Annotated in this window: 23 protein-coding genes and 1 pseudogene; 13 read left to right on the top strand and 11 right to left on the bottom strand. The window is 37.2% G+C overall.

The genetic code is table 11. The features are described 5' to 3' along the window. The first annotated feature begins 379 nt into the window (after nt 1-379). From FS802_RS08215 to aceA, 4 genes are all read left to right on the top strand, one after another. The gene (locus FS802_RS08215) at nt 380-1,036 is read left to right on the top strand and encodes an S-layer homology domain-containing protein (RefSeq protein WP_000727108.1); all 657 of its coding nucleotides are present in this window, start codon (nt 380-382) and stop codon (nt 1,034-1,036) included. Between the two features lie 245 nt (nt 1,037-1,281). Beyond that, nucleotides 1,282-1,947 (top strand): S-layer homology domain-containing protein, encoded by a 666-nt coding sequence (locus FS802_RS08210; protein ID WP_255291343.1) that lies wholly within the window; start codon nt 1,282-1,284, stop codon nt 1,945-1,947. A 215-nt stretch (nt 1,948-2,162) separates the two neighbouring features. Continuing rightward, on the top strand, nt 2,163-3,752 hold the full coding sequence (gene aceB, locus FS802_RS08205) for a malate synthase A (protein ID WP_098654817.1): 1,590 nt from the start codon (nt 2,163-2,165) through the stop codon (nt 3,750-3,752). Nucleotides 3,753-3,775: 23 nt separating this feature from the next. Continuing rightward, entirely contained in the window at nt 3,776-5,053 is a 1,278-nt protein-coding gene (aceA, locus tag FS802_RS08200) for an isocitrate lyase (RefSeq protein ID WP_098654818.1), read from the top strand. 91 nt (nt 5,054-5,144) lie between these two features. Here aceA and FS802_RS08195 read toward each other — a convergent pair whose 3' ends face one another. Next, nucleotides 5,145-5,936 (bottom strand): phosphotransferase, encoded by a 792-nt coding sequence (locus FS802_RS08195; protein ID WP_098654819.1) that lies wholly within the window; start codon nt 5,934-5,936, stop codon nt 5,145-5,147. 374 nt (nt 5,937-6,310) lie between these two features. Here FS802_RS08195 and cspA point away from each other — a divergent pair, with 374 nt between their 5' ends. Then, nucleotides 6,311-6,514 (top strand): RNA chaperone/antiterminator CspA, encoded by a 204-nt coding sequence (gene cspA, locus FS802_RS08190; protein ID WP_000301522.1) that lies wholly within the window; start codon nt 6,311-6,313, stop codon nt 6,512-6,514. Between the two features lie 251 nt (nt 6,515-6,765). Here cspA and FS802_RS08185 read toward each other — a convergent pair whose 3' ends face one another. Beyond that, nucleotides 6,766-6,951, bottom strand: coding sequence for a hypothetical protein (locus tag FS802_RS08185; RefSeq protein ID WP_000391440.1), 186 nt, complete (start codon nt 6,949-6,951; stop codon nt 6,766-6,768). A gap of 283 nt (nt 6,952-7,234) precedes the next feature. Here FS802_RS08185 and FS802_RS08180 point away from each other — a divergent pair, with 283 nt between their 5' ends. The 6 genes from FS802_RS08180 to FS802_RS08150 all read left to right on the top strand — a co-directional run bounded on the left by FS802_RS08180 (nt 7,235) and on the right by FS802_RS08150 (nt 17,712). Then, entirely contained in the window at nt 7,235-7,816 is a 582-nt protein-coding gene (locus FS802_RS08180; RefSeq protein WP_000444423.1) for a competence protein ComK, read from the top strand. 887 nt (nt 7,817-8,703) lie between these two features. After that, on the top strand, nt 8,704-9,297 hold the full coding sequence (locus FS802_RS08170; protein ID WP_000347517.1) for a TVP38/TMEM64 family protein: 594 nt from the start codon (nt 8,704-8,706) through the stop codon (nt 9,295-9,297). Between the two features lie 197 nt (nt 9,298-9,494). Continuing rightward, on the top strand, nt 9,495-10,058 hold the full coding sequence (gene lepB, locus FS802_RS08165; RefSeq protein ID WP_000751908.1) for a signal peptidase I: 564 nt from the start codon (nt 9,495-9,497) through the stop codon (nt 10,056-10,058). 116 nt (nt 10,059-10,174) lie between these two features. Next, entirely contained in the window at nt 10,175-13,690 is a 3,516-nt protein-coding gene (gene addB, locus FS802_RS08160) for a helicase-exonuclease AddAB subunit AddB (RefSeq protein ID WP_000058581.1), read from the top strand. Continuing rightward, nucleotides 13,687-17,412, top strand: coding sequence for a helicase-exonuclease AddAB subunit AddA (addA, locus tag FS802_RS08155; protein WP_098654822.1), 3,726 nt, complete (start codon nt 13,687-13,689; stop codon nt 17,410-17,412). The genes addB and addA overlap by 4 nt, the downstream gene beginning before the upstream one ends. A gap of 12 nt (nt 17,413-17,424) precedes the next feature. Beyond that, a complete protein-coding gene (locus FS802_RS08150; RefSeq protein ID WP_000447115.1) occupies nt 17,425-17,712 on the top strand; it encodes an RNA polymerase alpha subunit C-terminal domain-containing protein in 288 nt (95 codons plus the stop codon). 79 nt (nt 17,713-17,791) lie between these two features. Here the strand turns inward: FS802_RS08150 and gerPF are convergent, their stop codons facing one another. The 7 genes from gerPF to FS802_RS08115 all read right to left on the bottom strand — a co-directional run bounded on the left by gerPF (nt 17,792) and on the right by FS802_RS08115 (nt 20,052). Further along, on the bottom strand, nt 17,792-18,007 hold the full coding sequence (gene gerPF / locus FS802_RS08145) for a spore germination protein GerPF (protein ID WP_001141570.1): 216 nt from the start codon (nt 18,005-18,007) through the stop codon (nt 17,792-17,794). A gap of 42 nt (nt 18,008-18,049) precedes the next feature. Then, nucleotides 18,050-18,436 (bottom strand): spore germination protein GerPE, encoded by a 387-nt coding sequence (locus FS802_RS08140; protein WP_000902339.1) that lies wholly within the window; start codon nt 18,434-18,436, stop codon nt 18,050-18,052. A 15-nt stretch (nt 18,437-18,451) separates the two neighbouring features. Continuing rightward, complete coding sequence (gene gerPD / locus FS802_RS08135) at nt 18,452-18,646, bottom strand: spore germination protein GerPD (protein ID WP_001102341.1); 195 nt, start codon at nt 18,644-18,646, stop codon at nt 18,452-18,454. A 6-nt stretch (nt 18,647-18,652) separates the two neighbouring features. Beyond that, a complete protein-coding gene (gene gerPC / locus FS802_RS08130; RefSeq protein ID WP_001070745.1) occupies nt 18,653-19,267 on the bottom strand; it encodes a spore germination protein GerPC in 615 nt (204 codons plus the stop codon). 68 nt (nt 19,268-19,335) lie between these two features. Then, complete coding sequence (gene gerPB / locus FS802_RS08125; RefSeq protein ID WP_001055456.1) at nt 19,336-19,542, bottom strand: spore germination protein GerPB; 207 nt, start codon at nt 19,540-19,542, stop codon at nt 19,336-19,338. Between the two features lie 14 nt (nt 19,543-19,556). After that, the gene (gene gerPA / locus FS802_RS08120) at nt 19,557-19,778 is read right to left on the bottom strand and encodes a spore germination protein GerPA (RefSeq protein WP_001111187.1); all 222 of its coding nucleotides are present in this window, start codon (nt 19,776-19,778) and stop codon (nt 19,557-19,559) included. 94 nt (nt 19,779-19,872) lie between these two features. After that, nucleotides 19,873-20,052, bottom strand: coding sequence for an aspartyl-phosphate phosphatase Spo0E family protein (locus FS802_RS08115; protein WP_000462847.1), 180 nt, complete (start codon nt 20,050-20,052; stop codon nt 19,873-19,875). Nucleotides 20,053-20,375: 323 nt separating this feature from the next. On the opposite strand from FS802_RS08115, the pseudogene FS802_RS08110 reads away from it, so the two are divergent. After that, nucleotides 20,376-20,567 (top strand): annotated as a pseudogene (locus FS802_RS08110) (zinc ribbon domain-containing protein); the annotation flags it as partial. A 172-nt stretch (nt 20,568-20,739) separates the two neighbouring features. Further along, nucleotides 20,740-21,639 (top strand): fumarylacetoacetate hydrolase family protein, encoded by a 900-nt coding sequence (locus FS802_RS08105; RefSeq protein ID WP_176545830.1) that lies wholly within the window; start codon nt 20,740-20,742, stop codon nt 21,637-21,639. Between the two features lie 34 nt (nt 21,640-21,673). Here FS802_RS08105 and FS802_RS08100 read toward each other — a convergent pair whose 3' ends face one another. Continuing rightward, nucleotides 21,674-21,958 carry a hypothetical protein gene (locus FS802_RS08100; RefSeq protein WP_098654948.1) on the bottom strand — a complete coding sequence of 95 codons (285 nt, stop codon included), beginning with the start codon at nt 21,956-21,958 and terminating at the stop codon, nt 21,674-21,676. 110 nt (nt 21,959-22,068) lie between these two features. After that, on the bottom strand, nt 22,069-23,259 hold the full coding sequence (gene rocD / locus FS802_RS08095) for an ornithine aminotransferase (protein WP_000616651.1): 1,191 nt from the start codon (nt 23,257-23,259) through the stop codon (nt 22,069-22,071). Nucleotide 23,260: the final 1 nt, after the last annotated feature.

Below are 23,260 nucleotides of genomic sequence, written 5' to 3'. Positions count from 1 at the left end.
AGATTTGGACAAAATCGTTATTAATTCATATAGAATTACAAAAGACGCAAATATATACTATTTGCGTCTTTTTGTGTCAATAAAGTGAAATTTAAAAATGTAAAGGAGTTCACAAAGAGATTGTAGAATTTTTAATATATAGCACCTTAGATGTGACAGCTTCCTTTTTGAAATAAGAAAGAAGGAGGTATAAAGCAGAAAGGTAGTCGAAATGGTTCTTCTAGAAGATTTGCATTTTATCTTACATTCACCAACAAATTAATACTCCTGAAATAATGAGGTTCATTTTATTTGAAGATACTTCATATGTAGTATGGATAACTTCGTATTATCTATTATTTTTCTATTTAACATAAAATAGAAATAGGGAGAGAGGACAATGAAGAAAAAAATATTGGGTGTAATGATGATTGCGACAATGGTAGGCGGTATATTTGCAGGAACGAATGTGGCGCCTGTAAAAGCGGAAGAATATCCGGAAATGATTGTATTTGATGATGTTCCATACGGATTTTGGGCATATGATGCTATTTTAGACTTAGCTTATAATAAAATAATAGTTGGATACGGAAATGGAAAGTATGGTGTTGGAGACCTTACAACACGTGAACAAGTGGCTGGAGTTATTTACAAAACACTTGAAATGAAAGACGAAGGGGCAATAGCGAATCCATACAAAGATATTTCTGGCAGTTCAACTGATTTCCAAAAGGAAATTTTGGCACTAACAAAACGTGGTGTTTTTAAAGGTGATGCAAACGGAAACTTTAGACCGAAAGCACCAATTACTCGAGCTGAAATGGCAGTAGCGCTTCAAAAGGCATATGCTTTCGAAGCAAAACAAAAGCACACATTTAAAGATGTACCAAAAGGACATTGGGCAGAAGCGGCAATTAGTGCACTGCAATCTAATCAAGTTGTGACAGGAACTGGAAAAGGTATGTATGACTTAAATCGCCCTGTACCGAGAGAACAATATGCTCAATTTATAAACAATGCGATTATTAATTATCATTTGAAAGAGGATTGGAAATAGCGTGAAATAGGAAAGCACAAATAGAACTATTTGTGCTTTTTTTGTTTGCTTATAAAAGAATTATTATTCGTTTTTATGTATTTTTATTGTTGTACATGGGCTTTATAATTAACCCTGTAAAAAGGACATGATGTGTAATATGATTCACAAAACCGTCATGAAATATGTCGAAAAATATATTGTCACTATACCATTTGTTATGTATATTTTTTAAAAAAACATATACATATTGGGGAGATAATTTGATGAGCAAAAAATTATTAAAAACAGCTACGGCATTAACAATTATGGGTGGGGTGTTGTTCTCAGCAGAGAGTAACAATGTAAAAGCAGAAAGTACACCGTTACAAAATACAAATCCAATTGTATTTAAAGATGTACCAAAAGGACATTGGTCAGAAGAGGCAATTCATAATTTAGCGACAAACGAAATTATTTTTGGATATGGGGATGGAATTTTCGGTTTTGGAGATGACGTAACACGTGAGCAAGTTGCAGCTTTAATTTATCGTGTATTTGATATAGAAGAACAAGATGAATATGAAAACCCATATGGGGATATCGATGAAAACTCAACAAACTTTATTGAAGAGATATTAGCTTTAACGGAACTAGAAATTTTTATGGGAGACGAGCATGGAAACTTTAGACCGAAAGCAACGTTAACTCGTGCGGAAATGGCGCAAGTTCTTACGAATGCTTTTGATTTACAGGCGAAGGGATCTCATACGTTTAATGATGTTTCAGCAAATTCATGGGCAACAAATGCAATTAGTGCAATTCAAACAAATGGTATTACGGCGGGAATCGGAGATAATAAATTCGGCCCATCCATGAAAGTAAAAAGAGAACAATACGCACAGTTTTTATACAAAGCAATTTTGCATGATATGGAACAAGGACAGCAATAAGGTTTAACTAGTAAAGTGAAATTTGAAAAATAATACAAAAGGTCATTGTTGTATAACAGTGGCCTTTTTTGTATGGAATAAAGCGCGAAAGAAAGGCATTTTGAAAAAAAGTGAAATGAATCTTCAGAAAAAACTTCCTTTTCTGAAGATTTGTTATATAATATAAAACATAAAATCAAATCTGTTATAAAACAGTTTAAGAAGGGGATGCTAATATGTCGACGCAAACTTCACGGGTTACATTGCCCGGAGAAATGTTACCGGCGTACAACGAAATATTGACACCTGAGGCGCTTAGTTTTTTAAAGGAACTACATGAAAATTTTAATAAGCGCCGCATAGAACTTTTACAAAAGCGTGCGGAGAAACAAAAGAGAATTGATGCAGGAGAATTTCCGAAGTTTTTAGAAGAAACAAAGCGCATACGTGAAGCGGATTGGACAATTGCTCAATTGCCAAAAGATTTAGAGGATCGCCGCGTAGAGATCACAGGACCAGTAGATAGAAAGATGGTTATTAACGCTTTAAATTCAGGAGCGCATCTTTTTATGGCAGATTTCGAAGATTCGAATTCACCAACTTGGGAAAATACGATTGAAGGTCAAATAAATTTACGAGATGCAGTGCAGGGAACGATTTCACATAAAAATGAAAATGGAAAAGAATATCGTTTAAATAGTAAAACAGCAGTATTAATTGTGCGTCCAAGAGGATGGCATTTAGAAGAAAAACATATGCAAGTTGATGGGAAGAATATGTCTGGTAGCTTAGTAGATTTCGGACTTTATTTTTTCCATAATGTGAAAGCTCTTTTAGCAAAAGGAAGCGGTCCATACTTTTACTTACCGAAAATGGAAAGCCATTTAGAAGCAAGGTTATGGAATGATGTTTTCGTATTTGCTCAAAAATATATCGGTATTCCAAACGGAACGATTAAAGCGACGGTGTTACTGGAAACGATTCACGCTTCGTTTGAAATGGATGAAATTTTGTATGAGCTTAAAGATCATTCTGCTGGGTTAAATTGCGGAAGATGGGATTATATTTTCAGCTTTCTAAAGAGTTTCCGTAATCATAATAAATTTTTACTTCCAGATAGAGCGCAAGTCACGATGACGGCGCCGTTTATGCGCGCGTATTCTTTGAAAGTCATTCAAACGTGTCACCGCCGTAATGCACCAGCTATTGGAGGAATGGCAGCGCAAATTCCGATTAAAAACAATCCAGAAGCGAATGAAGCAGCTTTTGAAAAAGTGCGTGCAGATAAGGAGCGTGAAGCTTTAGACGGTCATGACGGGACTTGGGTTGCCCACCCGGGACTTGTACCAGTCGCGACGGAAGTATTTAATCACATTATGAAAACACCGAATCAAATTTTTAGAAAACGTGAAGAAATACATGTTACAGAAAAGGATTTATTAGAAGTACCAGTGGGAACGATTACAGAAGAGGGGCTGCGCCTAAATATTAGCGTAGGCATTCAATATATCGCATCTTGGTTAAGCGGACGGGGAGCGGCACCAATTTATAACTTAATGGAAGATGCGGCAACAGCGGAAATTTCTAGGGCACAAGTATGGCAATGGATTCGTCATGAAGGTGGAAAGCTAAATGACGGCCGTAATATTACGCTTGAATTGATGGAAGAGCTAAAAGAAGAAGAATTAGCAAAAATAGAAAGAGAGATTGGTAAAGAGGCCTTTAAGAAAGGGAGATTCCAAGAGGCGACAACGTTGTTTACAAATCTCGTTCGAAATGATGAGTTTGTACCATTTTTAACATTACCTGGTTATGAAATTTTATAAAAAATGAAAAGGGGATGGAACAAATGAAAAACGAAAGAATCGAGAAATTACAAGAGAGCTGGGAACTAGATACGCGTTGGAAAGGGATTACACGTCCGTATGCAGCAGAAGATGTAATTCGCCTGCGCGGGTCAATTGATATTGAACATACACTAGCGCGCCGCGGTGCTGAAAAGCTTTGGTCATCGCTTCATACGGAAGATTACATTAACGCACTTGGCGCATTAACAGGAAACCAAGCGATGCAACAAGTGAAAGCTGGGCTAAAAGCAATTTATTTAAGTGGATGGCAAGTCGCTGCGGATGCGAACCTGTCTGGACATATGTATCCAGACCAAAGTTTATATCCAGCGAACAGCGTACCTGCTGTAGTAAAACGAATTAATCAAACGCTGCAACGTGCGGATCAAATTCAGCATATGGAAGGAAGCGATGATACAGATTATTTCGTGCCGATTGTAGCAGATGCAGAAGCAGGATTTGGCGGACAATTAAACGTATTTGAACTGATGAAAGGAATGATTGAAGCAGGTGCATCAGGTGTGCACTTTGAAGATCAATTATCTTCAGAGAAAAAATGCGGCCATTTAGGCGGAAAAGTATTACTACCGACGCAAACAGCGGTACGTAATTTAATCTCGGCACGCCTTGCAGCAGACGTAATGGGAGTGTCGACAATTATTGTTGCAAGAACAGATGCGGATGCAGCAGATTTAATTACGAGCGATATCGATCCAGTTGATAAAGCATTTATTACAGGTGAAAGAACACCGGAAGGATTTTACCGTACGAAAGCAGGTCTTGATCAAGCAATTGCACGTGGTTTAGCATACGCTCCTTATGCAGATCTTGTTTGGTGTGAAACATCTGAACCAAATTTAGAAGATGCAAAACGATTTGCGGACGCAATTCATAAAGAACATCCAGGGAAATTGCTTGCATACAACTGTTCACCTTCATTTAATTGGAAACAAAAACTAGATGAGAAAACAATTGCAAGCTTCCAAAAAGAAATCGCATCTTACGGTTATAAGTTCCAGTTCGTAACACTAGCTGGATTCCACTCGTTAAACTACGGCATGTTTGAATTAGCACGCGGCTATAAAGAGCGCGGCATGGCAGCGTACTCTGAACTACAACAAGCAGAATTCGCAGCAGAAAAACACGGCTACTCTGCAACTCGTCACCAACGCGAAGTAGGAACAGGCTACTTTGATGAAGTAGCGCAAGTTATTACAGGCGGTACTTCATCAACGACAGCGCTAAAAGGATCTACAGAAGAAGCACAGTTTACGAAATAAAAGGAAGGGGCCCCTTTTTGAAGGGTGCCCCTTATTATTTTCGGAACGATTTTTCACATATATCGACTTACCGACAAAAAAGACGATATTATCAAATCCACTCAGCTCTATGATCACGAATAAACTTCATATCTTTCTCATAATGCTCTAAATGTCCTTCATCAATCATTCTTTGGAAATTCAAGTCGCCTTCTTGTGCTTTTCTTTTCATATATGTACATAATGCTTCTAATCGTAGTAACACTATTCCTAAGTAATCTTCGTCCATACTTTTACCGTAGGACTGGACAAACAATTTCACTCTTTCTTTCATACGGCTAGCATGTTGTTCCGATTCATAATGAACTGCCTCACCCGATTCTGTATAATACACTCTACTTAAAGGTACACAAGTGTAAAGCGTATAAGCGATATCCCAAATTCTTGGACCAGGAGCAGCAACATCGAAATCAATAATACCTACTGGTTTCTCGTCATGAAAAATAATGTTATATATGGCAAAATCGTTATGGCAAATAACCTCAATGTTATTTGGAGTAAGATCCATCGGTTGCCATTCATCTGATAAGGGAAAGTCACTTATCGCATCATGATAAAGGCGGAGCATCTTTGCTAGTTCCTTTAAAACATCATTAGATCGCATATATTCTTTTAAGGGATAATTCCCAGCGTCTCCTTCTATAAAAGATAAAACCTCTCTATTTTTTTCATCTACACCTAAAAACTTTGGAGCATGATGAAACCCTTTGTTTTCTAAGTGCTGTAATAATGTATGAATTTTTGCACTGCCTGGCTTTAATTCTCGCCGAACAGTATTTTCAGAACGATACACATTTGATACATTTCCCCCTGTAAGCTTTTCTTCGTTGGCGTAGTTTGACATATAATCCCCCTCCAATATAACGACTGTACGATTATATTGTAACACTTCAGAACAAGGGATGTAATCGTATTCAAATGATGTTTGTGCTCACTTCATAGTGAAATCTGCACATACTAAAATCAATTATTTACGAATGTACAATCAATTTAATTTGTCAGTTATTTTCAAAAAAGATTGTACATTTTATTTTAAGTGTGCTATGATGAAGTCAGTTGAATAGTTAAATTAAGCAATCCATATATTATCAAGTGCCGAAAAACGAACGAGAAAAAGTATGTGAGAACTAGTTTATGTTTCGTGTTTGATAATGTGTGGATTCTTTTTTTATACAGGAAGACTAAAATAAATTGTGTTTTCTTTAGGAGGAAATAATTATGGCAGTAACAGGACAAGTAAAATGGTTTAACAACGAAAAAGGATTCGGTTTCATCGAAGTTCCAGGCGAAAACGATGTATTCGTACATTTCTCTGCAATCGAAACTGAAGGTTTCAAATCTTTAGAAGAAGGTCAAAAAGTTAGCTTCGAAATCGAAGAAGGTAACCGTGGACCTCAAGCTAAAAACGTAATCAAACTATAATTTTATAGTTTATTATGGAAAAAAGGGATGGCTGCTGCCATCCCTTTTTTATTGTAATATACGAGCATAATGATTATATTTGAGGGAAAAGTATACAAATGAAGTCATACTCGATGTCCGTAGCGGGAATAAAGAAGATCTACACAATACGATTGAAGAAATCTCATTCGCTCGTTTTAGATGAATAAGAAAAAATAGTCGTTTTTTTGAGGATGAAGAAGAGTAAAAGGCTTTCCAAAATGGAAGGCCTTTTACTCTTCTTTTCCAATCTTTTTCTTTTCGCGTTTCTTACATTCAGAGCATTTCGATTTACGAAAAGGCTTTGCAAAGAATAGTAGAATGAAAAATAAGCCGAATATAATGCTGGATGAGTTTTTCACGATCACAATGCTGCTATTTTTCATCTGAATCGTTGGTTGCATTTCTTTTTCTTCCATAGTAGACCTCCATATATTGGATTTTCCTTTTAATTATAGCAAAGTTAATTGTTGTAATGATGCGAAATGAGGAAGTAGTTGTAAATATTTATCGGTAGTATAAATACATTTTGTAGAGGTTTTTATTACAAAAACACTATATTGTTATTTTTAAATTTAAAAGATGTTTGATAAATGATAAAGTATTGTAAAAAAGCGGAATCTGTAAGCAATTTCCTTTTCATAGATGCTAAAATTATATATGCAGCTGCTAATATAAATGGAAAAAAGGAGACAGTAGAATATGGAAAGTAAAGTAGAACGCTATGTCGAAAACTATGTGGTAAATAAAAATACAATGGCCTTACTTCCTGTTATTCTAAGTGAGAAGAAAATTGTTACACGAGTTGTTGAGATGGAAGATTCTTTTTTCGTATTTCAAAAGCCCCTAGATATTATAGAAAGAAGTTGCCGCAAGCATGGCTCTAGTTTCTTAGGTAGAAAAGAAGGAACGAAAGAGTTAACTCATATTACACATAAAGCACCGATTGCGATTAGTCCGGCAGATCAACTTTATTTTTTCCCTACTTATTCTTACTCTAGAAAAGAATGCTCTTGGTTGTCTCAGTTTTATATTGAAAGTAATAAAGAGTTAAAAGATGGAAATGTTATTGTTAGATTTATAAATGGCTTTGCTGTGAAATTAGAAATATCAAAAAGTAGTTTTGAAAATCAACAAAATCGTACAGCGAAATTGCGTACTGAATATGAAGATCGTAGAAAAAAACAAGGAAACCCTTGTTTTAAAGAGATTGATCAAAGGGATGAATCGACATTAAGACCAGCTTATGAGAGAGTGTATGTTGTTAGAGAAGAGGATGTGTAAAAAGGATTTTAGAAGTAGTTTAAAAAATAGTATTGAGTCTTTTAATATATGCGTCTTTCCGAAAAATACATTTCGGAAAGACGCATATATTTTTCGGAAGAATATATATATTTATAATATAATATTAAAAGAGATTATATCGATTTCAAATTATAGAATTAAAAAATAGAAAGTGGGTATTAAGTATGAAAAAAGCAGCAAGTGCAGCGGGACCAGAAGCTAAACAAGCGTTGCTAGAGTTCTTTGCTTTAGGGAGTATTTATTCTGCTTGTTTTGAATAATGATATAGGAGTGAAATATGACTATCATCAGTACGATTTTCTTCTTTAGTTTTTCAGTATTTTTTGTAATTCGTTACTTAAAATTAAAAAAGACATACGATTTATTAATGATATTTGTAAGCTTGTATGCAGGGGTTATGAGTGTGGAATTAATAAGTTTAAGTACAACGGTATCATATGTTTTAGATACCATAGTTATTGTTCTAGTAATAATTTCTGTAATTCTTTTTCTTAAAGATAAAAAGAATCATTAAATTTTATTATTAAAATTATATTGAAATTCAAAAAGAGTTTGACCTAAAAGTAGCTGAATAGCTACTTTTAGGTCAAACTCTTTTTTATTTATAGGGTGTATTGTTGATATAAAAACAGCATTATGCACAGCAAATTTATTTTTGAAAAGTACTGAGTGTCACTATGTATATTATTCCTTTCTAAATATTGTCGAATATTGATAGATTATCATAGCGTAATAATGAAGGAATTCTCATGGAAGGTATGGAAACTTAATAATTACATCTCCATATGTCGTATCTACTATTTCCTCTTTCATATAAGCAATGATACAGTAGAGGTAGTACTTAGAGTAAAGGGGTAAAGTGTAGAATGGATTTTCAGACAATCAAAGAGTATTTTTCACCAGAAAATATGGATCATATTGTTGAAAGCTATAAAGCGTTCGGACCACTTCTTGGTATTGGTTTACCGATGATAGAAGCGTTGATTCCGGCATTGCCACTCATCGTATTTGTACTGGCGAATGCTGTTGCATTTGGATTTTGGCTCGGTTTTCTTTATTCTTGGCTTGGATCAGTAATGGGCGCCTTACTTGTCTTTTTCATTATCCGCCATTTTGGTCGAAGTCGTTTCTTTTCTTTTGTAAATAAGCATGAGAGAGTACGAAAGGCAATGGGGTGGATTGAAAGGAAAGGCTTTGCGCCAATTTTCGTCATATTTTGTTTTCCGTTTACACCGTCTGCGCTTATAAATGTTGTCGCTGGTTTATCTCGCATTAGTGTAAAGCAGTTTGGACTTGCGCTCGCGTTCGGAAAGCTTGTGATGATTTTTATTTTAACGTATATCGGTCATGATTTAATGTCATTTATTCATAATCCGGTGAAATCAGTCATTGTAGCAATTGGTATTTTTATTTTATGGTATGTCGGTAAGAAAATCGAAGTAAAGTTAGAACTACATTAAGAATAGTCTTCTTTATTCAGCTATTTGAGGGCAGTAAAACTCCCACCTCAAAATTCGGTTGGATAGGTGAGAGCCTTGTTGCTCGTAAATGCTAGATTGGTGTGGCTGATAAGGAGTGGGGATGAACAAAACTCCCGCCGATTCAGTTTCACTTTATAAATGCAGGCTTCATTATTAAAGGATAAGGGGAGAAGCTGATGAAGAAAACTTTGAAAAAAGAAGGCATAGAGTGGATACGAACAATTTTAATTGGTGTATTATTAGCTGTATTTTTTCGAACGTTTTTCTTTTCAACGTATGTTGTAGAGGGGAAGTCAATGATGCCGACATTGCAAGATGGCAATATGCTCGTTGTAAATAAGGTGAGTTATCAAGTAGGGGACTTGAACAGGTTTGATGTTGTTGTGTTTCATGCGAATAAAAAAGAGGACTACGTAAAACGAATTATCGGTCTACCTGGGGATCAAATTGAATATAAGCATGATAAACTGTATATAAATGGACAATTCGTGGATGAACCTTATTTAGAGACATATAAGAAAGAGATAAATGGACGACAACTAACGGGTGATTTTAAACTAGAAGAGTTAACGAAAGAAAATTCGGTGCCGCCTGGATATATTTTTGTAGTAGGTGATAATCGCCTCGGGAGCTGGGATAGTAGACACTTTGGATTTGTAAAAGCTGATACAGTTGTCGGTAAAGTTGATTTACGATATTGGCCAATTCAAGAGGTGCAAACGAATTTTTCAAAAGGTTGATATAATAGGTAGAAGTATAGAAAAAGACAAACTACTCTGTTTGTCTTTTTTCGTGTACTATAATACAATTATAGTAGCAAACTAACGTTCGTTCTGTAAGTGAAAGGTGGGGTTACATGTCACTTCGATTTGTGATTGGTAGAGCGGGAAGTGGAAAAAGTACACTTTGTTTACACGAAGTGCAGGAAGAGTTAAAGCAACGCCCAAGAGGGAAAACAATATTATATCTTGTGCCAGAACAGATGACATTCCAAACGCAGCAGGCGTTAATCGGGAGTGAGGATGTAAGAGGTTCTATTCGGGCACAAGTTTTTAGTTTTTCACGATTAGCGTGGAAGGTGCTGCAAGAAGTCGGCGGAGCGAGTCGTCTTCACATTGATGAAGCGGGCGTACATATGTTGCTTCGTAAAATTGTTGAGTCTCGTAAAGAGGGATTATCGGTGTTCCAAAAAGCAGCGGAGCAAAACGGTTTCTTTGAACATCTTGGTAGTATGATTGCGGAGTTTAAACGTTACAATGTGACGCCATCTAACGTATATGAAATGTGGCAACAATTAGACGCACATAGTAGCAGTGCAGAACAAAAGCTATTAGCGAATAAAGTGTATGATTTACAACTATTATATGATGATTTTGAACGTGCTTTAATCGGAAAATATTTGGATTCAGAAGACTACCTACAATTGTTAGTCGAAAAGCTTCCACAGTCTGAATATGTAAATGGGGCTGAAATTTATATAGATGGATTTCATTCGTTCTCACCGCAAGAACTAGAAATTTTAAGACAGCTTATGATTTGCGGCGCGAGAGTTACGATCACGTTAACGATAGATGAAAAAACGTTAGCGCAGCCAGTAAATGAACTAGATTTATTTTATGAAACGACGTTAACGTATGAAAAAATAAAGCAAGTGGCGCGTGAAGAGAAGATAGAAATTGAAAAAACAATTCCACTTATGGAACAACCGCGCTTTCATTCGCAAGCATTAGCGCATTTAGAAACTCATTACGAAGCACGTCCAAATGAAAAGTTTCACGGAGAAGCAAGTGTAACGATTAGTACAGCAGCGAATTTACGAGCTGAAGTAGAAGGTGTTGCGCGTGAAATTCGTAGACTTGTGGCGGATGAAGACTATCGTTACCGAGATATTGCAGTCCTTCTTCGTAACGGAGAAAGTTATTACGATGTGATGCGAACGCTATTTACAGATTATAATATCCCGCACTTCATCGATGAAAAACGCCCGATGTCACATCATCCGCTAGTAGAATGCATTCGTTCTGCACTCGAGATTATTAGCGGAAATTGGCGTTATGATGCAGTGTTCCGCTGCGTGAAAACAGAGCTTTTATATCCACTAGACGTAAGAAAAGAAACGATGCGCGAAGAGATGGATGAGTTTGAAAACTACTGTTTAGCGTACGGTGTACAAGGGAAGAGATGGACTTCTGAGGATCCGTGGATGTATCGCCGCTATCGTTCTCTTGACGATACGGACGAGATGATTACAGACAGTGAACGTGAAATGGAAGAGAGAATAAATCGACTGCGCGACGTTGTAAGAACGCCTGTTATTCGTATGCAAAAAAGACTGAAGCGAGCGGGAACAGTTATGCAAATGTGCGAAGCTGTTTATTTATTTTTAGAAGAGCTAGACGTTCCAAAAAAACTAGAAGCATTACGTATTCGTGCAGAAGAGAGCGGAGATTTCTTATTTGCGACAGATCATGAGCAAGTATGGGAAGAAGTAATGAGTCTTCTTGATACATTCGTTGAGATGCTTGGCGAAGAGAAAATGTCACTTTCTATGTTCACAGATGTTATGTCGACAGGTCTTGAGGCGCTTCAATTTGCAAACATTCCGCCGTCATTAGACCAAGTGTTAATTGCTAATATTGATCGTTCAAGATTATCAAATGTGAAAGCAACATTTGTCATTGGCGTGAATGAAGGAGTTATTCCAGCAGCACCGATGGATGAAGGGATGCTTTCTGATGAAGAAAGAGATGTTCTTAGCGTTGCAGGTATCGAATTAGCACCAACGACGAGACAAACCTTATTAGAAGAACAGTTCGTTATGTACCAAATGGTAACGAGAGCAACTGAGAAATTATATATTTCATGCCCGCTTGCAGATGAAGAAGGGAAGACGTTACTTGCGTCTAGCTTTATTAAGAAAGTAAAAAGAATGTTCCCTGATGTGAAAGATACATTTATTACAAATGACGTAAATGATTTATCACGTTCGGAACAAATTTCATACGTAGCAACGCCAGAAGTAACGTTGTCATATGTTATGCAGCAACTTCAAACGTGGAAGCGATATGGATTTGAAGGGAATTTAGATTTTTGGTGGGATGTATATAACTTCTACGTAACTTCAGATGAATGGAAACAAAAAAGTAGCCGCGTATTATCAAGTTTATTCTACCGAAATCGTGCGCAAAAGCTAAGTACAGTTGTAAGTAGAGATTTATACGGAGATAAAATAAAAGGAAGCGTATCTCGTATGGAACTATTTAACCGTTGCGCATATGCTCATTTCGCGCAGCACGGTTTATCCTTAAGAGAGCGTGATATTTTCAAACTGGATGCGCCAGATATCGGGGAACTATTCCATGCAGCGCTGAAGAGAATTGCGGACAGGCTATTACGTGAAAACCGTACTTGGGCGGATTTATCAATAAAAGAGTGTGAGCATCTTTCGGCTGTAGTAATAGAAGAGATTGCACCGTTATTACAAAGACAAATTTTATTAAGTTCAAATCGTCATTTCTATTTAAAACAAAAACTACAACAAATCATTTTCCGTACATCAATCATTCTTCGTGAACATGCGAAGTCAAGCGGTTTCGTACCAGTTGATTTAGAAGTGCCATTCGGTATGGGCGGTACAGGATCGCTTCCGCCGATGGAATTCTCATTACCAAATGGTGTAAAGATGGAAGTAGTTGGTCGTATTGACCGTGTTGATAAGGCGGAAGATGAAAACGGAACGTTCCTACGTATTATTGACTATAAATCAAGCTCAAAAGCGTTAGATTTAACGGAAGTGTATTACGGATTAGCACTTCAAATGTTAACGTATTTAGATGTTGTTACTTCAAATGCACATACGTGGATGAAAAAAGGCGGCACGGCATCACCGGCTGGTGTACTGTACTTCCATATTCATAACCCGATCGTTGAGATGAAAGGTGACGCATCTGAAGCAGAAATTGAGAAAGAGATTTTAAAGAAATTTAAAATGAAAGGTCTCGTACTAGGAGACGCTGATGTTGTGCGTTTAATGGATAACAAACTTTCAACAGGAAGTTCTGATATTATTTCTGCTGGTTTGAAAAAAGACGGTAGCTTTAGTGCGCGTTCAAGCATTGCAAGTGAACAAGAGTTTAACGTACTGCAAAAATACGTACACCATACGTTTGAAAATATCGGAAAAGACATTACAGAAGGCGTTATTGATATTGCTCCTTATAAGAAGGGGAATAAAGCGGCGTGTACGTTCTGTAACTTCAAATCTGTTTGTCAGTTCGATGAATCACTTGAAGATAACCAGTTCCGTACGCTAAAAGATATGAAAGATAGCGAAGCGATGGAGAAAATTAGAGAGGAGGTTGGCGGAGAATGATTGAAAATTGGCCTAAAAAACCAGAAGGTAGTCAGTGGACAGATGACCAGTGGAAAGCGGTTGTAGCGAATGGACGTGATATTTTAGTCGCAGCAGCAGCTGGATCAGGGAAAACAGCAGTATTAGTTGAACGTATTATTAAAAAGATTATAAATGAAGAAAACCCAGTCGATGTCGACCGCCTGCTCGTTGTAACATTTACGAATGCAGCGGCGCAAGAGATGAAAAACAGAATTGGGGAAGCGCTAGAAAAAGTATTAATTGATGAGCCAGGATCGCAGCACGTAAGAAAGCAGCTTAGCTTATTAAATAAAGCTTCTATTTCGACGATCCATTCCTTTTGTTTACAAGTAATTAGAGGATACTATTACATGCTTGATGTGGATCCTCGTTTCCGCATTGCGAATCAAACGGAAAATGAACTGTTAAAAGAAGAAGTATTAGATGACATATTAGAAGAAGAGTACGGAATTGAAGATAATAGTATTTTCTTTGAACTCGTTGATCGTTATACGAGTGACCGTAGTGATGATGACTTACAGCGTATGATTTTAGCGCTTCATACAGAATCAAGAGCGCATCCAAATCCGGAAAAATGGCTCGATAAATTAGTAGAAGCATACGACGTGGAAGGAAAGACAATTGAAGATTTAGTGTATGCTTCTTACTTATTAGAAGATGTGAAATTCCAGCTTGAAACAGCAGAGGCACATATTCGTAAAGCGACTGAACTCGCAATGCTTCCTGACGGTCCGGCGCCCCGCGTTGAAACCCTGCAAGCAGATGCAGTTTTACTTGGAACGTTGTCATCAGCTGCTTGTGAGTCGTGGACAAGTGTGTATGAAGCGATGCAAAATGTATCGTGGCAAACGTTAAAGCGTATTAAGAAAAGTGATTACAACGAGGATGTTGTAAAACAAGTAGACTCTCTTCGGAATAAAGCGAAAGATGAAGTGAAGAAATTACAAGAAGAGTTATTTAGCCGCAGACCTGAAAGTTTCTTACGAGATTTTCAAGATATGCATCCTGTATTAGAAAAACTCGTACAGCTTGTAAAAGTATTTACAGAGCGTTTCCAAGCGATGAAACGAGATAAAGGAATGGTCGATTTCACAGATTTAGAGCATTTCTGTTTACAAATTTTAAGTGAACAAAGTGAAAACGGTGAAATGAAGCCGTCAGCAGTAGCGCTTCAATATCGTAATAAATTTGCTGAAGTACTAGTCGATGAATATCAAGATACGAACTTTGTGCAGGAATCCATTATTAAATTCGTAACGAAAGATTCTGAGAGTGAAGGGAACTTGTTCATGGTAGGTGACGTGAAGCAGTCAATCTATCGTTTCCGACTAGCAGAACCAGGACTATTCTTAGGAAAGTATAAACGCTTTACGCAAGAAGGATTAGGCGGCGGAATGAAGATCGATTTAGCGAAAAACTTCCGTAGTCGTCATGAAGTGTTAGCAGGTACGAACTTTATTTTCAAACAAATTATGGGCGAAGAAGTCGGAGAAATCGACTACGATGCTGACGCTGAATTAAAGTTAGGTGCTAGCTATCCAGAAGGTGAAGATGTAGCGGCTGAACTACTATGTATTCAGCAAACAGAAGAAGAAGTGCAAGACGGAGAAGAAGGTGCGGAAGTAGAAAAAGCACAACTTGAAGCTCGTCTTATGGCGCAGCGTATTAAAGCGATGGTTGATTCAGGTTATGAAGTGTATGATCGTAAAACGGATAGTATGCGCCCTGTACAATACCGTGACTTCGTTATTTTACTTCGCTCTATGCCGTGGGCGCCGCAAATTATGGAAGAGTTAAAGCTGCAAGGAATTCCAGTATACGCTGATCTTGCGACTGGTTACTTTGAAGCGACAGAAGTAAATATTATGATGAACGTATTCCGCGTGATCGATAATCCGATGCAAGATATTCCGCTTGCCGCCGTACTTCGTTCACCAATCGTTGGACTAAATGATGAAGAACTTGCGACGCTTCGTGCTCACGGAAAGAAAGGTTCGTTTTATGAAGTAATGAGCTCATTCTTAAAAGGGGCACCGCTTGAAGAAGAACAAGAATTACATGATAAATTACAGTGGTTTTATAACTTACTGCAAGGATGGCGTGAATTCGCGCGTCAACAGTCACTTTCTGATTTAATTTGGAAAGTGTACGGTGAGACAGGTTATTACGATTTTGTCGGCGGTTTACCAGCCGGAAAGCAAAGGCAAGCAAACCTGCGTGTACTTTATGACCGTGCAAGACAATATGAAGCAACATCGTTTAGAGGATTATTCCGCTTCTTACGCTTTATTGAGCGTATTTTAGAACGCGGTGATGATATGGGAACGGCGAGAGCTTTAGGTGAACAAGAAGATGTCGTTCGTATTATGACGATTCATAAAAGTAAAGGACTTGAGTTCCCAGTCGTATTTGTAGCGGGACTAGGTCGTCGTTTTAATACACAAGATTTAATGAAACGTTTCTTACTGCATAAAGACTTCGGTTTCGGTTCACAATTTATCGATCCTCGTAAACGAATTAAATATACGACATTATCGCAACTAGCAATTAAGCGTAAAATGAAAATGGAATTAATCGCGGAAGAAATGCGCGTGTTATACGTAGCGTTAACGCGTGCGAAAGAGAAGTTAATTTTAATTGGAACGGTTAAAGATGCCAATAAAGAAATGGAAAAATGGCTCGATGCAAGGGAGCATAGTGAATGGTTATTACCAGACCATATACGTGCCGGAGCGTCTTGTTATTTAGATTGGATTGCACCTTCATTATATAGACATCGTGATAGTGAAATGCTTCTTGAATTAGGGCAAGGAAGCATTCCGGGTGAAATTTATGGATATGACACGAGCTGGAAAGTAGAAGTTGTTGACGGCAAAACGTTACTTGCACCGGAACCGGTTCAAGAAGAGAAACAAGAATTGTTAGAAGCACTTCGTGAGAAAAAAGCTGTTCCGTTAGAAAGTGAACGAAAAGAAGAAGTGCATAACAGATTAATGTGGAAGTACGGATATGAGGAAGCAACATCTCACCGTGCGAAACAGTCTGTGACAGAAATAAAGAGAAACTACCAATCAGAAGAAGGTAGCGATAATGCCTTTATTAAAAAACTGCGTGCACCAATTAAAACACGTCCTCGTTTTATGGAGAAAAAAGGATTAACGTATGCTGAAAGAGGTACGGCAGTTCACGCTGTTATGCAGCATGTTGATTTGAAGAAGCCGATTACAGAAGAAGTGATTCGGGAGCAAATTAATGGCATGGTTAATAAAGAATTATTAACATTCGAACAAGCAGAAGAAATAGCAATTGAAAAAGTGATTTCATTCTTTGACAGTGACCTAGGTAAGAGGGTATTAGCGGCGAAAAGTGTTGAGCGTGAAGTACCATTTACGATGATGCTTGCAGCAGAAGAGGCGTATCAAGATTGGCAAGGTAAGAGTGATGAAACGATACTTGTCCAAGGGGTTATCGACTGCATGATTGAAGAGGAAGATGGTATCACTTTAATTGATTTTAAAACGGATACGATTGAAGGAAAGTTCCCAGGTGGATTCGATCAAGCAAAACCAATTTTAGAAGATCGATACAAAGTGCAGCTTTCGTTATATGCAAAGGCACTTGAAAAAAGCTTACAACATCCTGTGAAAGAGAAATGCTTATACTTCTTTGATGGCAATCATGTTGTAAAAGTTGAGGAATAGAGGGACTTGAAAATGGAAACGGAAAAAACGTTAAGAACGTGTGAAAAAGGACATGAATACTATAAAAGTAGCGATTGTCCAACTTGCCCAGCTTGTGAGAAAGAAAAGAAACCAACAACAGGGTTTCTTTCACTTCTTTCATCACCAGCACGAAATGCGTTGCAACATCATGGAATTCACACTATAGAAGAACTCTCAAAGTATAGTGAAAAAGAAATTTTAAAACTACATGGTATGGGACCAGCATCTTTGCCGAAGCTTAGAAAGGCTTTGGAGGAGAGCGGATTATCATTTAAATAAATGAAACAGTAAACAGTGTTTTTTTTGATAATCTTGAATGAGATAAAAGAAAAAAGTAGGAGAATATCTCCTACTTTTTTTACGCTGTTCCAATCTGATCTTGATCGGCCACATCAGAATCAAACGTATTTGTTGCACTAACGCCGCTAAAAGTGTTTACGACAAATCCAACATTGGAAGCTCCGGATCCATTATAAGCTTTCGTATTCTCTTTCGGAGACACGTTATAAAAATCCCCTAAATTGAACGAACCATTACTGTTTTGAACGACGAGATTTCCAACAACAGAAGGCATACTATCCACCCACTTTACTAAGCTTTTTAATTACTATATGAATTATTGTGCGGAAGGTTCATCCGTAATATATTGGCGGATTTGCATAATACGAGAGTTATTAAAAACATAATCAACATTTCCAATTTGAAAGCAACCAGAATTTAAAAGTGTTCGCAATTCAACATTGTTTACTTCAATAAAAGGGCATTCATTTACAATGTTTAATTTTACATCTGTCGTTCGTTTTGGGATTGTGATGTGTTCATCTGTAAAGATTTCAAATGCGTCTAAGCGGCCTTCGTCTTTTATATAACAAGGAATTTCCCTGTGGACGGCAAGAGCCCTACTTTTTAACTCCATTTGATTTGCATCTCCAACTTGAAATACAGCAGTAATCCCTAAAGAAATAATAGAAACATTTTGGACAACAGAAACATGATGTAACATAATTTCTCAGTCTCCTTAACCTGGAGTAGGAGGGACATCTGTGACTAATGGTACAAATGGACCCTCTGTAACAGTTTCAAATGGTGTATCAAGAATAGAAGATAGTATGAGGAAATTTGCATCCCCAATTAAAAAGAGTGCGGATGATGATACACCGTTCATTTTAATCTGTCCGACTTTTAACTCGCGATTTACAACGTTAACATTCATACATACTTACTCCTTTCGGAAATTGCCCGGTATGTGTTGAATAAAAGATAGAAAGGCTTTGTCGATATCATGTTTCATTGCTTGGAGAATGATATCGCGTAAATAATCTGGATTTGTTGAAGAACCTTCGTATGATTGTGCTTGTGATAAATAATAAGGAAGCCTATGCTCCATCTGTTTTTTTATGTCATCAACCATCATTTGTCGATACATTTCATCGAGCGGCGTTCTCTCTTCTTGTTCAAAATGGAGAATTCGATTATATGCTTCTTCATCTAAGTAACGATGCATTTCTTGAAGGATACCTTGGTAAAAATCAGGGTTTGTATCTGTTTCAGGATTTACTTTTAACGTTTCTGTATCCACTTGAAAATCTTCAATTTGCTGTCCTTTTGCTGAAAACGGATTTAAACCGATATTTAAAGTGCCATTTAAATTTTCTACTTTTAATTGATCGAATTTGTATTCCACTTTTCCTACAGAAGAGGAGGGGCGATTTTTTAATTCGGTAAGCTCTTCTTGTAATAGACGCACTTGATCTTCTAGATGAAGGATGGTTGCTTGTTGTGCTTGAAGAGCTTGTTGAAGTTGGTGTAAGTAAGTATATATATCTTGATTCATTTTGTGAAACCTCCTTTTCAGTAGGGAGGGTAAAAATATTCCTGCTATATATTTATGACAAGGATGTCTTAAGAAGAACTAGTTGATGGTTTGATAGAAATAATTTGTCCTTTCGCCTGCAATGGGCGAAGGGGCTCTGTAAATCCGCCAGTATTTGAGAATTTAGATAGAGCTTTAATACTTCCTGCAGTACCAATTTGGAATACAGAAGAGGTTGTAATGCTATCAATTTTAATGCTATTAATGATGATGCTTTGGTTTACATAAAGATTCAATGCAATCGCCTCCTCTAAGTTGAACCAATTATCGCTTGATCAATTACATCTGAATCATTGACAGTCGTTGCGCTTTGATAATTGTAGACAGAAACGTTATCTCCCACATTAAAAGAGCCGGCCCCGGCGAAAGCGCGTGAATAACTAATAGGCCTAATCGCAAATACATCTCCAATATGAAAAATACCACTTGATCCAATATTGACGATACGAATATGTCCGACCATAGCTGGCATACAAAACACCTTTCGTTTTTTAAATTTTCTTTTCTACTATTGTATGGGCGTTTTCAATAAAATGTGTTTTTTTTTTATAAAAGAAACACACACGTTATTGCGTGTGTGTATTGAGTGTTTGATTAGGGTGAAAATCCGTATGTACATGCCAAATTACATTTAAGAGCCTGTCCAGTTCTTGGCTGCAATCCACTGTTTTTTGAGAAGTCATTCCGTAGCGTTCAGCAAAATAAATCATTTTTTCACGTTTTTTTTCAATCGCTTGCTCAAACATTGAAATCGGCTCCATCTCTAAATGAAATTTTTAGTATATATGTAGTACATATTATACAAAAACCCCATAAAAAAGAAATACCTTCGCTAAAAAAAGTAAAATTTCTACATTTTATGCCAAATATAAAGGAGTGACGAATAGGATAGGAGAAGAATATTGTAAAAATTAGCGTGCATGAGAAGGTTTTTTTCTTATTGATGCGAATACAATTAAAGGGTAACTAACTGTTACGATTTATTTAACCAATTATAACCAAAGCTAATTAAATATATCAGTAAGCCCTGCTAGTCAAGTGATTGGCTAGTAGTGAGGGTTAACTGCGGGCAATCCCTAAAGCTGATAAATGGTTCGCCTCAAGCAAGATTTGCTCATGTTGTAGCGTTAAATACGACCGTTCAGTTCAACCAGAAGGACAGTGGAGTTTAAAAATACGTGAATGGCGTTGTGTTGGGTGCAATAGCCATCACGATAGGGATGTAAATGCTTCGATAAATTTATCAAGATGGGTAAAATAAATGCTTGATAATAGGAGGTAACGATACTGCCTCGTGTGGAGTGTTATACCCCTCGTCCCTTCGGGGTTGCGAGAACACGATGAAGCACTAACTTGTGTAAATTTGATTGAATTGTATAGATTTAGTTAAGTTTATCGTATCGATATGAGTTTTAGGATGGAGAGTGGAAATATTGCGTTTGGTAACGGCGAAAAAAGAAGAAAAGGTATTTGTAGGTGTTGTGGATGAAGAGGAAGAAAAGGTATTGCATGTAAGAGAAGCGCAAAGACAAAAAGGGGAAAAGGTTACAATTCCGATTACAATGTTAGAGTGTATTGAAAGAGGAACCGAATGCTTTGAAAAAATATGCGATATTTTAAATTGGGCGAAGGAACATGAAGGGGCAGCGTATTATCCGTTAACTGAGGTGAAAATATTAGCGCCAATTCCAAGGCCAAGGAAGAATATTCTTTGCGTTGGGAAAAATTATCGTGAGCATGCGATAGAAATGGGCGGAGTAGAGTCAATTCCAGAAAATATAATGATCTTTACGAAAGCGCCGACGACAGTTATTGGAATGGATGAAAAAATTAATAGTCATCCCCACGCAACGAATGAACTAGACTATGAAGGAGAACTAGCTATCATCATCGGTAAGCGAGGGAAACAAATAAAAAAAGAAAAAGCGCTTGAGCATGTTTTTGGTTACACCATTATAAATGATATAACTGCTCGTGACATTCAACGGAAGCATAAACAATTTTTTCTTGGAAAAAGTTTTGATACATTTTGTCCGATGGGACCGTATTTAATTCATAAATCAATGGTCAGTTCGCCAAATGCGTTACACATTGAAACGGTAGTAAATGGGGAAGTAAGGCAAACTTCAAATACAAATAAAATGATTTTTTCAATAGAAGAAATCATTTCAACGATAAGTAAAGGAATGACGTTAGAGCCAGGCGATATTATCGCAACAGGAACGCCGGCTGGTGTCGGAAAAGGTTTCACACCACCGAAGTTTTTGCATGCGGGTGATGAAGTGGTCATTACAGTAGAAGGAATTGGTACTTTGCGAAATGTAGTGAAATGAAAAAAGAGCTATCTTGTGAAAAGATAGCTCTTTTCTATGGTCTTGGATGATAGAGGTAATCGATAACCGAAAAAGTGTAAAGACCAACGAATGCAAGTGTACAAATACCAAATAGTATAACCGTAAGTGCGCTTTTTTCTCGTCCAAAACCAATGATAGTAAGAATAACAGCGGTCCAAAATGATGCTTTCAGTAGTGTGAATGTAGTAGAAGTGGAGTAGTGGCTAAGCAATTTTACGGAAATTAGGAAGCCAAAGAATGTAACTAAAATAAAAGATGTAGCTAAATAGTTAATATGTTTACCATATCGTAATAACATATTGCACCTGCTTTCTAAAATGAAAATACAGAAAATTACAATTTCATTTTAGTATAAATCAATATAAAAAGAAAGAGGTTGTCCCAACATGTAGGACAACCTCTCTATTATTACGATAATACCGCTTTAATTTTTTGGAACGCCCACTCTAAATCTTCTTCAGAGATTACTAGAGGTGGTGCGATACGAATTACATTTTCGTGTGTTTCTTTACATAATAGACCAGCTGCTTTTAGTTGTTCACAGTAAGGACGAGCTGGCTCGTTTAATTCGATACCGATGAATAAGCCTTTACCACGAATATCAGTAATCATTGGGTTATCAATTTCTTTTAATTGCCCAACTAATTTTTCGCCTAATTGAAGAGAACGCTCTGTTAATTTTTCTTCCTCTAACACTTCAAGAGCTGCGATAGAAACAGCACATGCAAGTGGGTTACCACCGAATGTAGAACCGTGAGAACCTGGCTCGAATACGCCTAAAATGTCGCGGTTTGCTGCTACGCAAGAGATTGGGAATACGCCGCCGCCAAGTGCTTTACCAAGTATGTACATGTCAGGAGTTACATTGTCCCAATCACAAGCAAATACTTTACCAGTACGGCCTAAACCTGTTTGGATTTCATCTGCTACAAATAAAACGTTTTCTTTTTTACATACTTCAAGAGCTTCTTTTAAGAAACCAGCTGGTGGGATGTTAATTCCTGCTTCACCTTGGATTGGCTCTAAAATGAATGCAGCTGTATTTGGTGTAATTGCGGCTTTTAACGCTTCTAAATCACCGTAAGGAATTACGATAATGCCAGGAAGCATTGGACCGAATCCACGCTTGTACTCTTCGTTTGAAGACATAGAAACAGCACCCATTGTACGGCCGTGGAAGTTATCTTCGCAAACGATGATTTCAGCACGGTTTGCTTCTACTTTCTTCACATCATAAGCCCAGCGGCGAGCTGTTTTAATTGCAGTTTCAACAGCTTCTGCACCTGTATTCATTGGAAGTACCATTTCTTTATTAGTTAGTTTCGCAACTTTTTCGTACCAAGGACCTAATTGATCGCTATGGAAAGCACGAGAAGTTAACGTAACACGATTAGCTTGGTCAATTAAAGCGTTAATAATTTTTGGGTGACGATGACCTTGGTTTACTGCAGAATATGCACTTAATAAGTCCATATAGCGGTTTCCTTCAGGATCTTCTACCCAAACGCCTTCTGCTTTAGAAATAACGATTGGAAGTGGGTGATAGTTATTTGCCCCGTATGTGTCTGTAAGTTCGATAATATCCTTAGTTTGAATCATG

It is taken from the genome of Bacillus sp. DE0042, assembly GCF_007680225.1.
Taxonomy (GTDB): Bacteria; Bacillota; Bacilli; order Bacillales; family Bacillaceae_G; genus Bacillus_A; species Bacillus_A wiedmannii.
The sequence above is the reverse complement of the archived record's forward strand: the minus strand, read 5'-3'. Positions and strand labels throughout refer to the sequence as shown.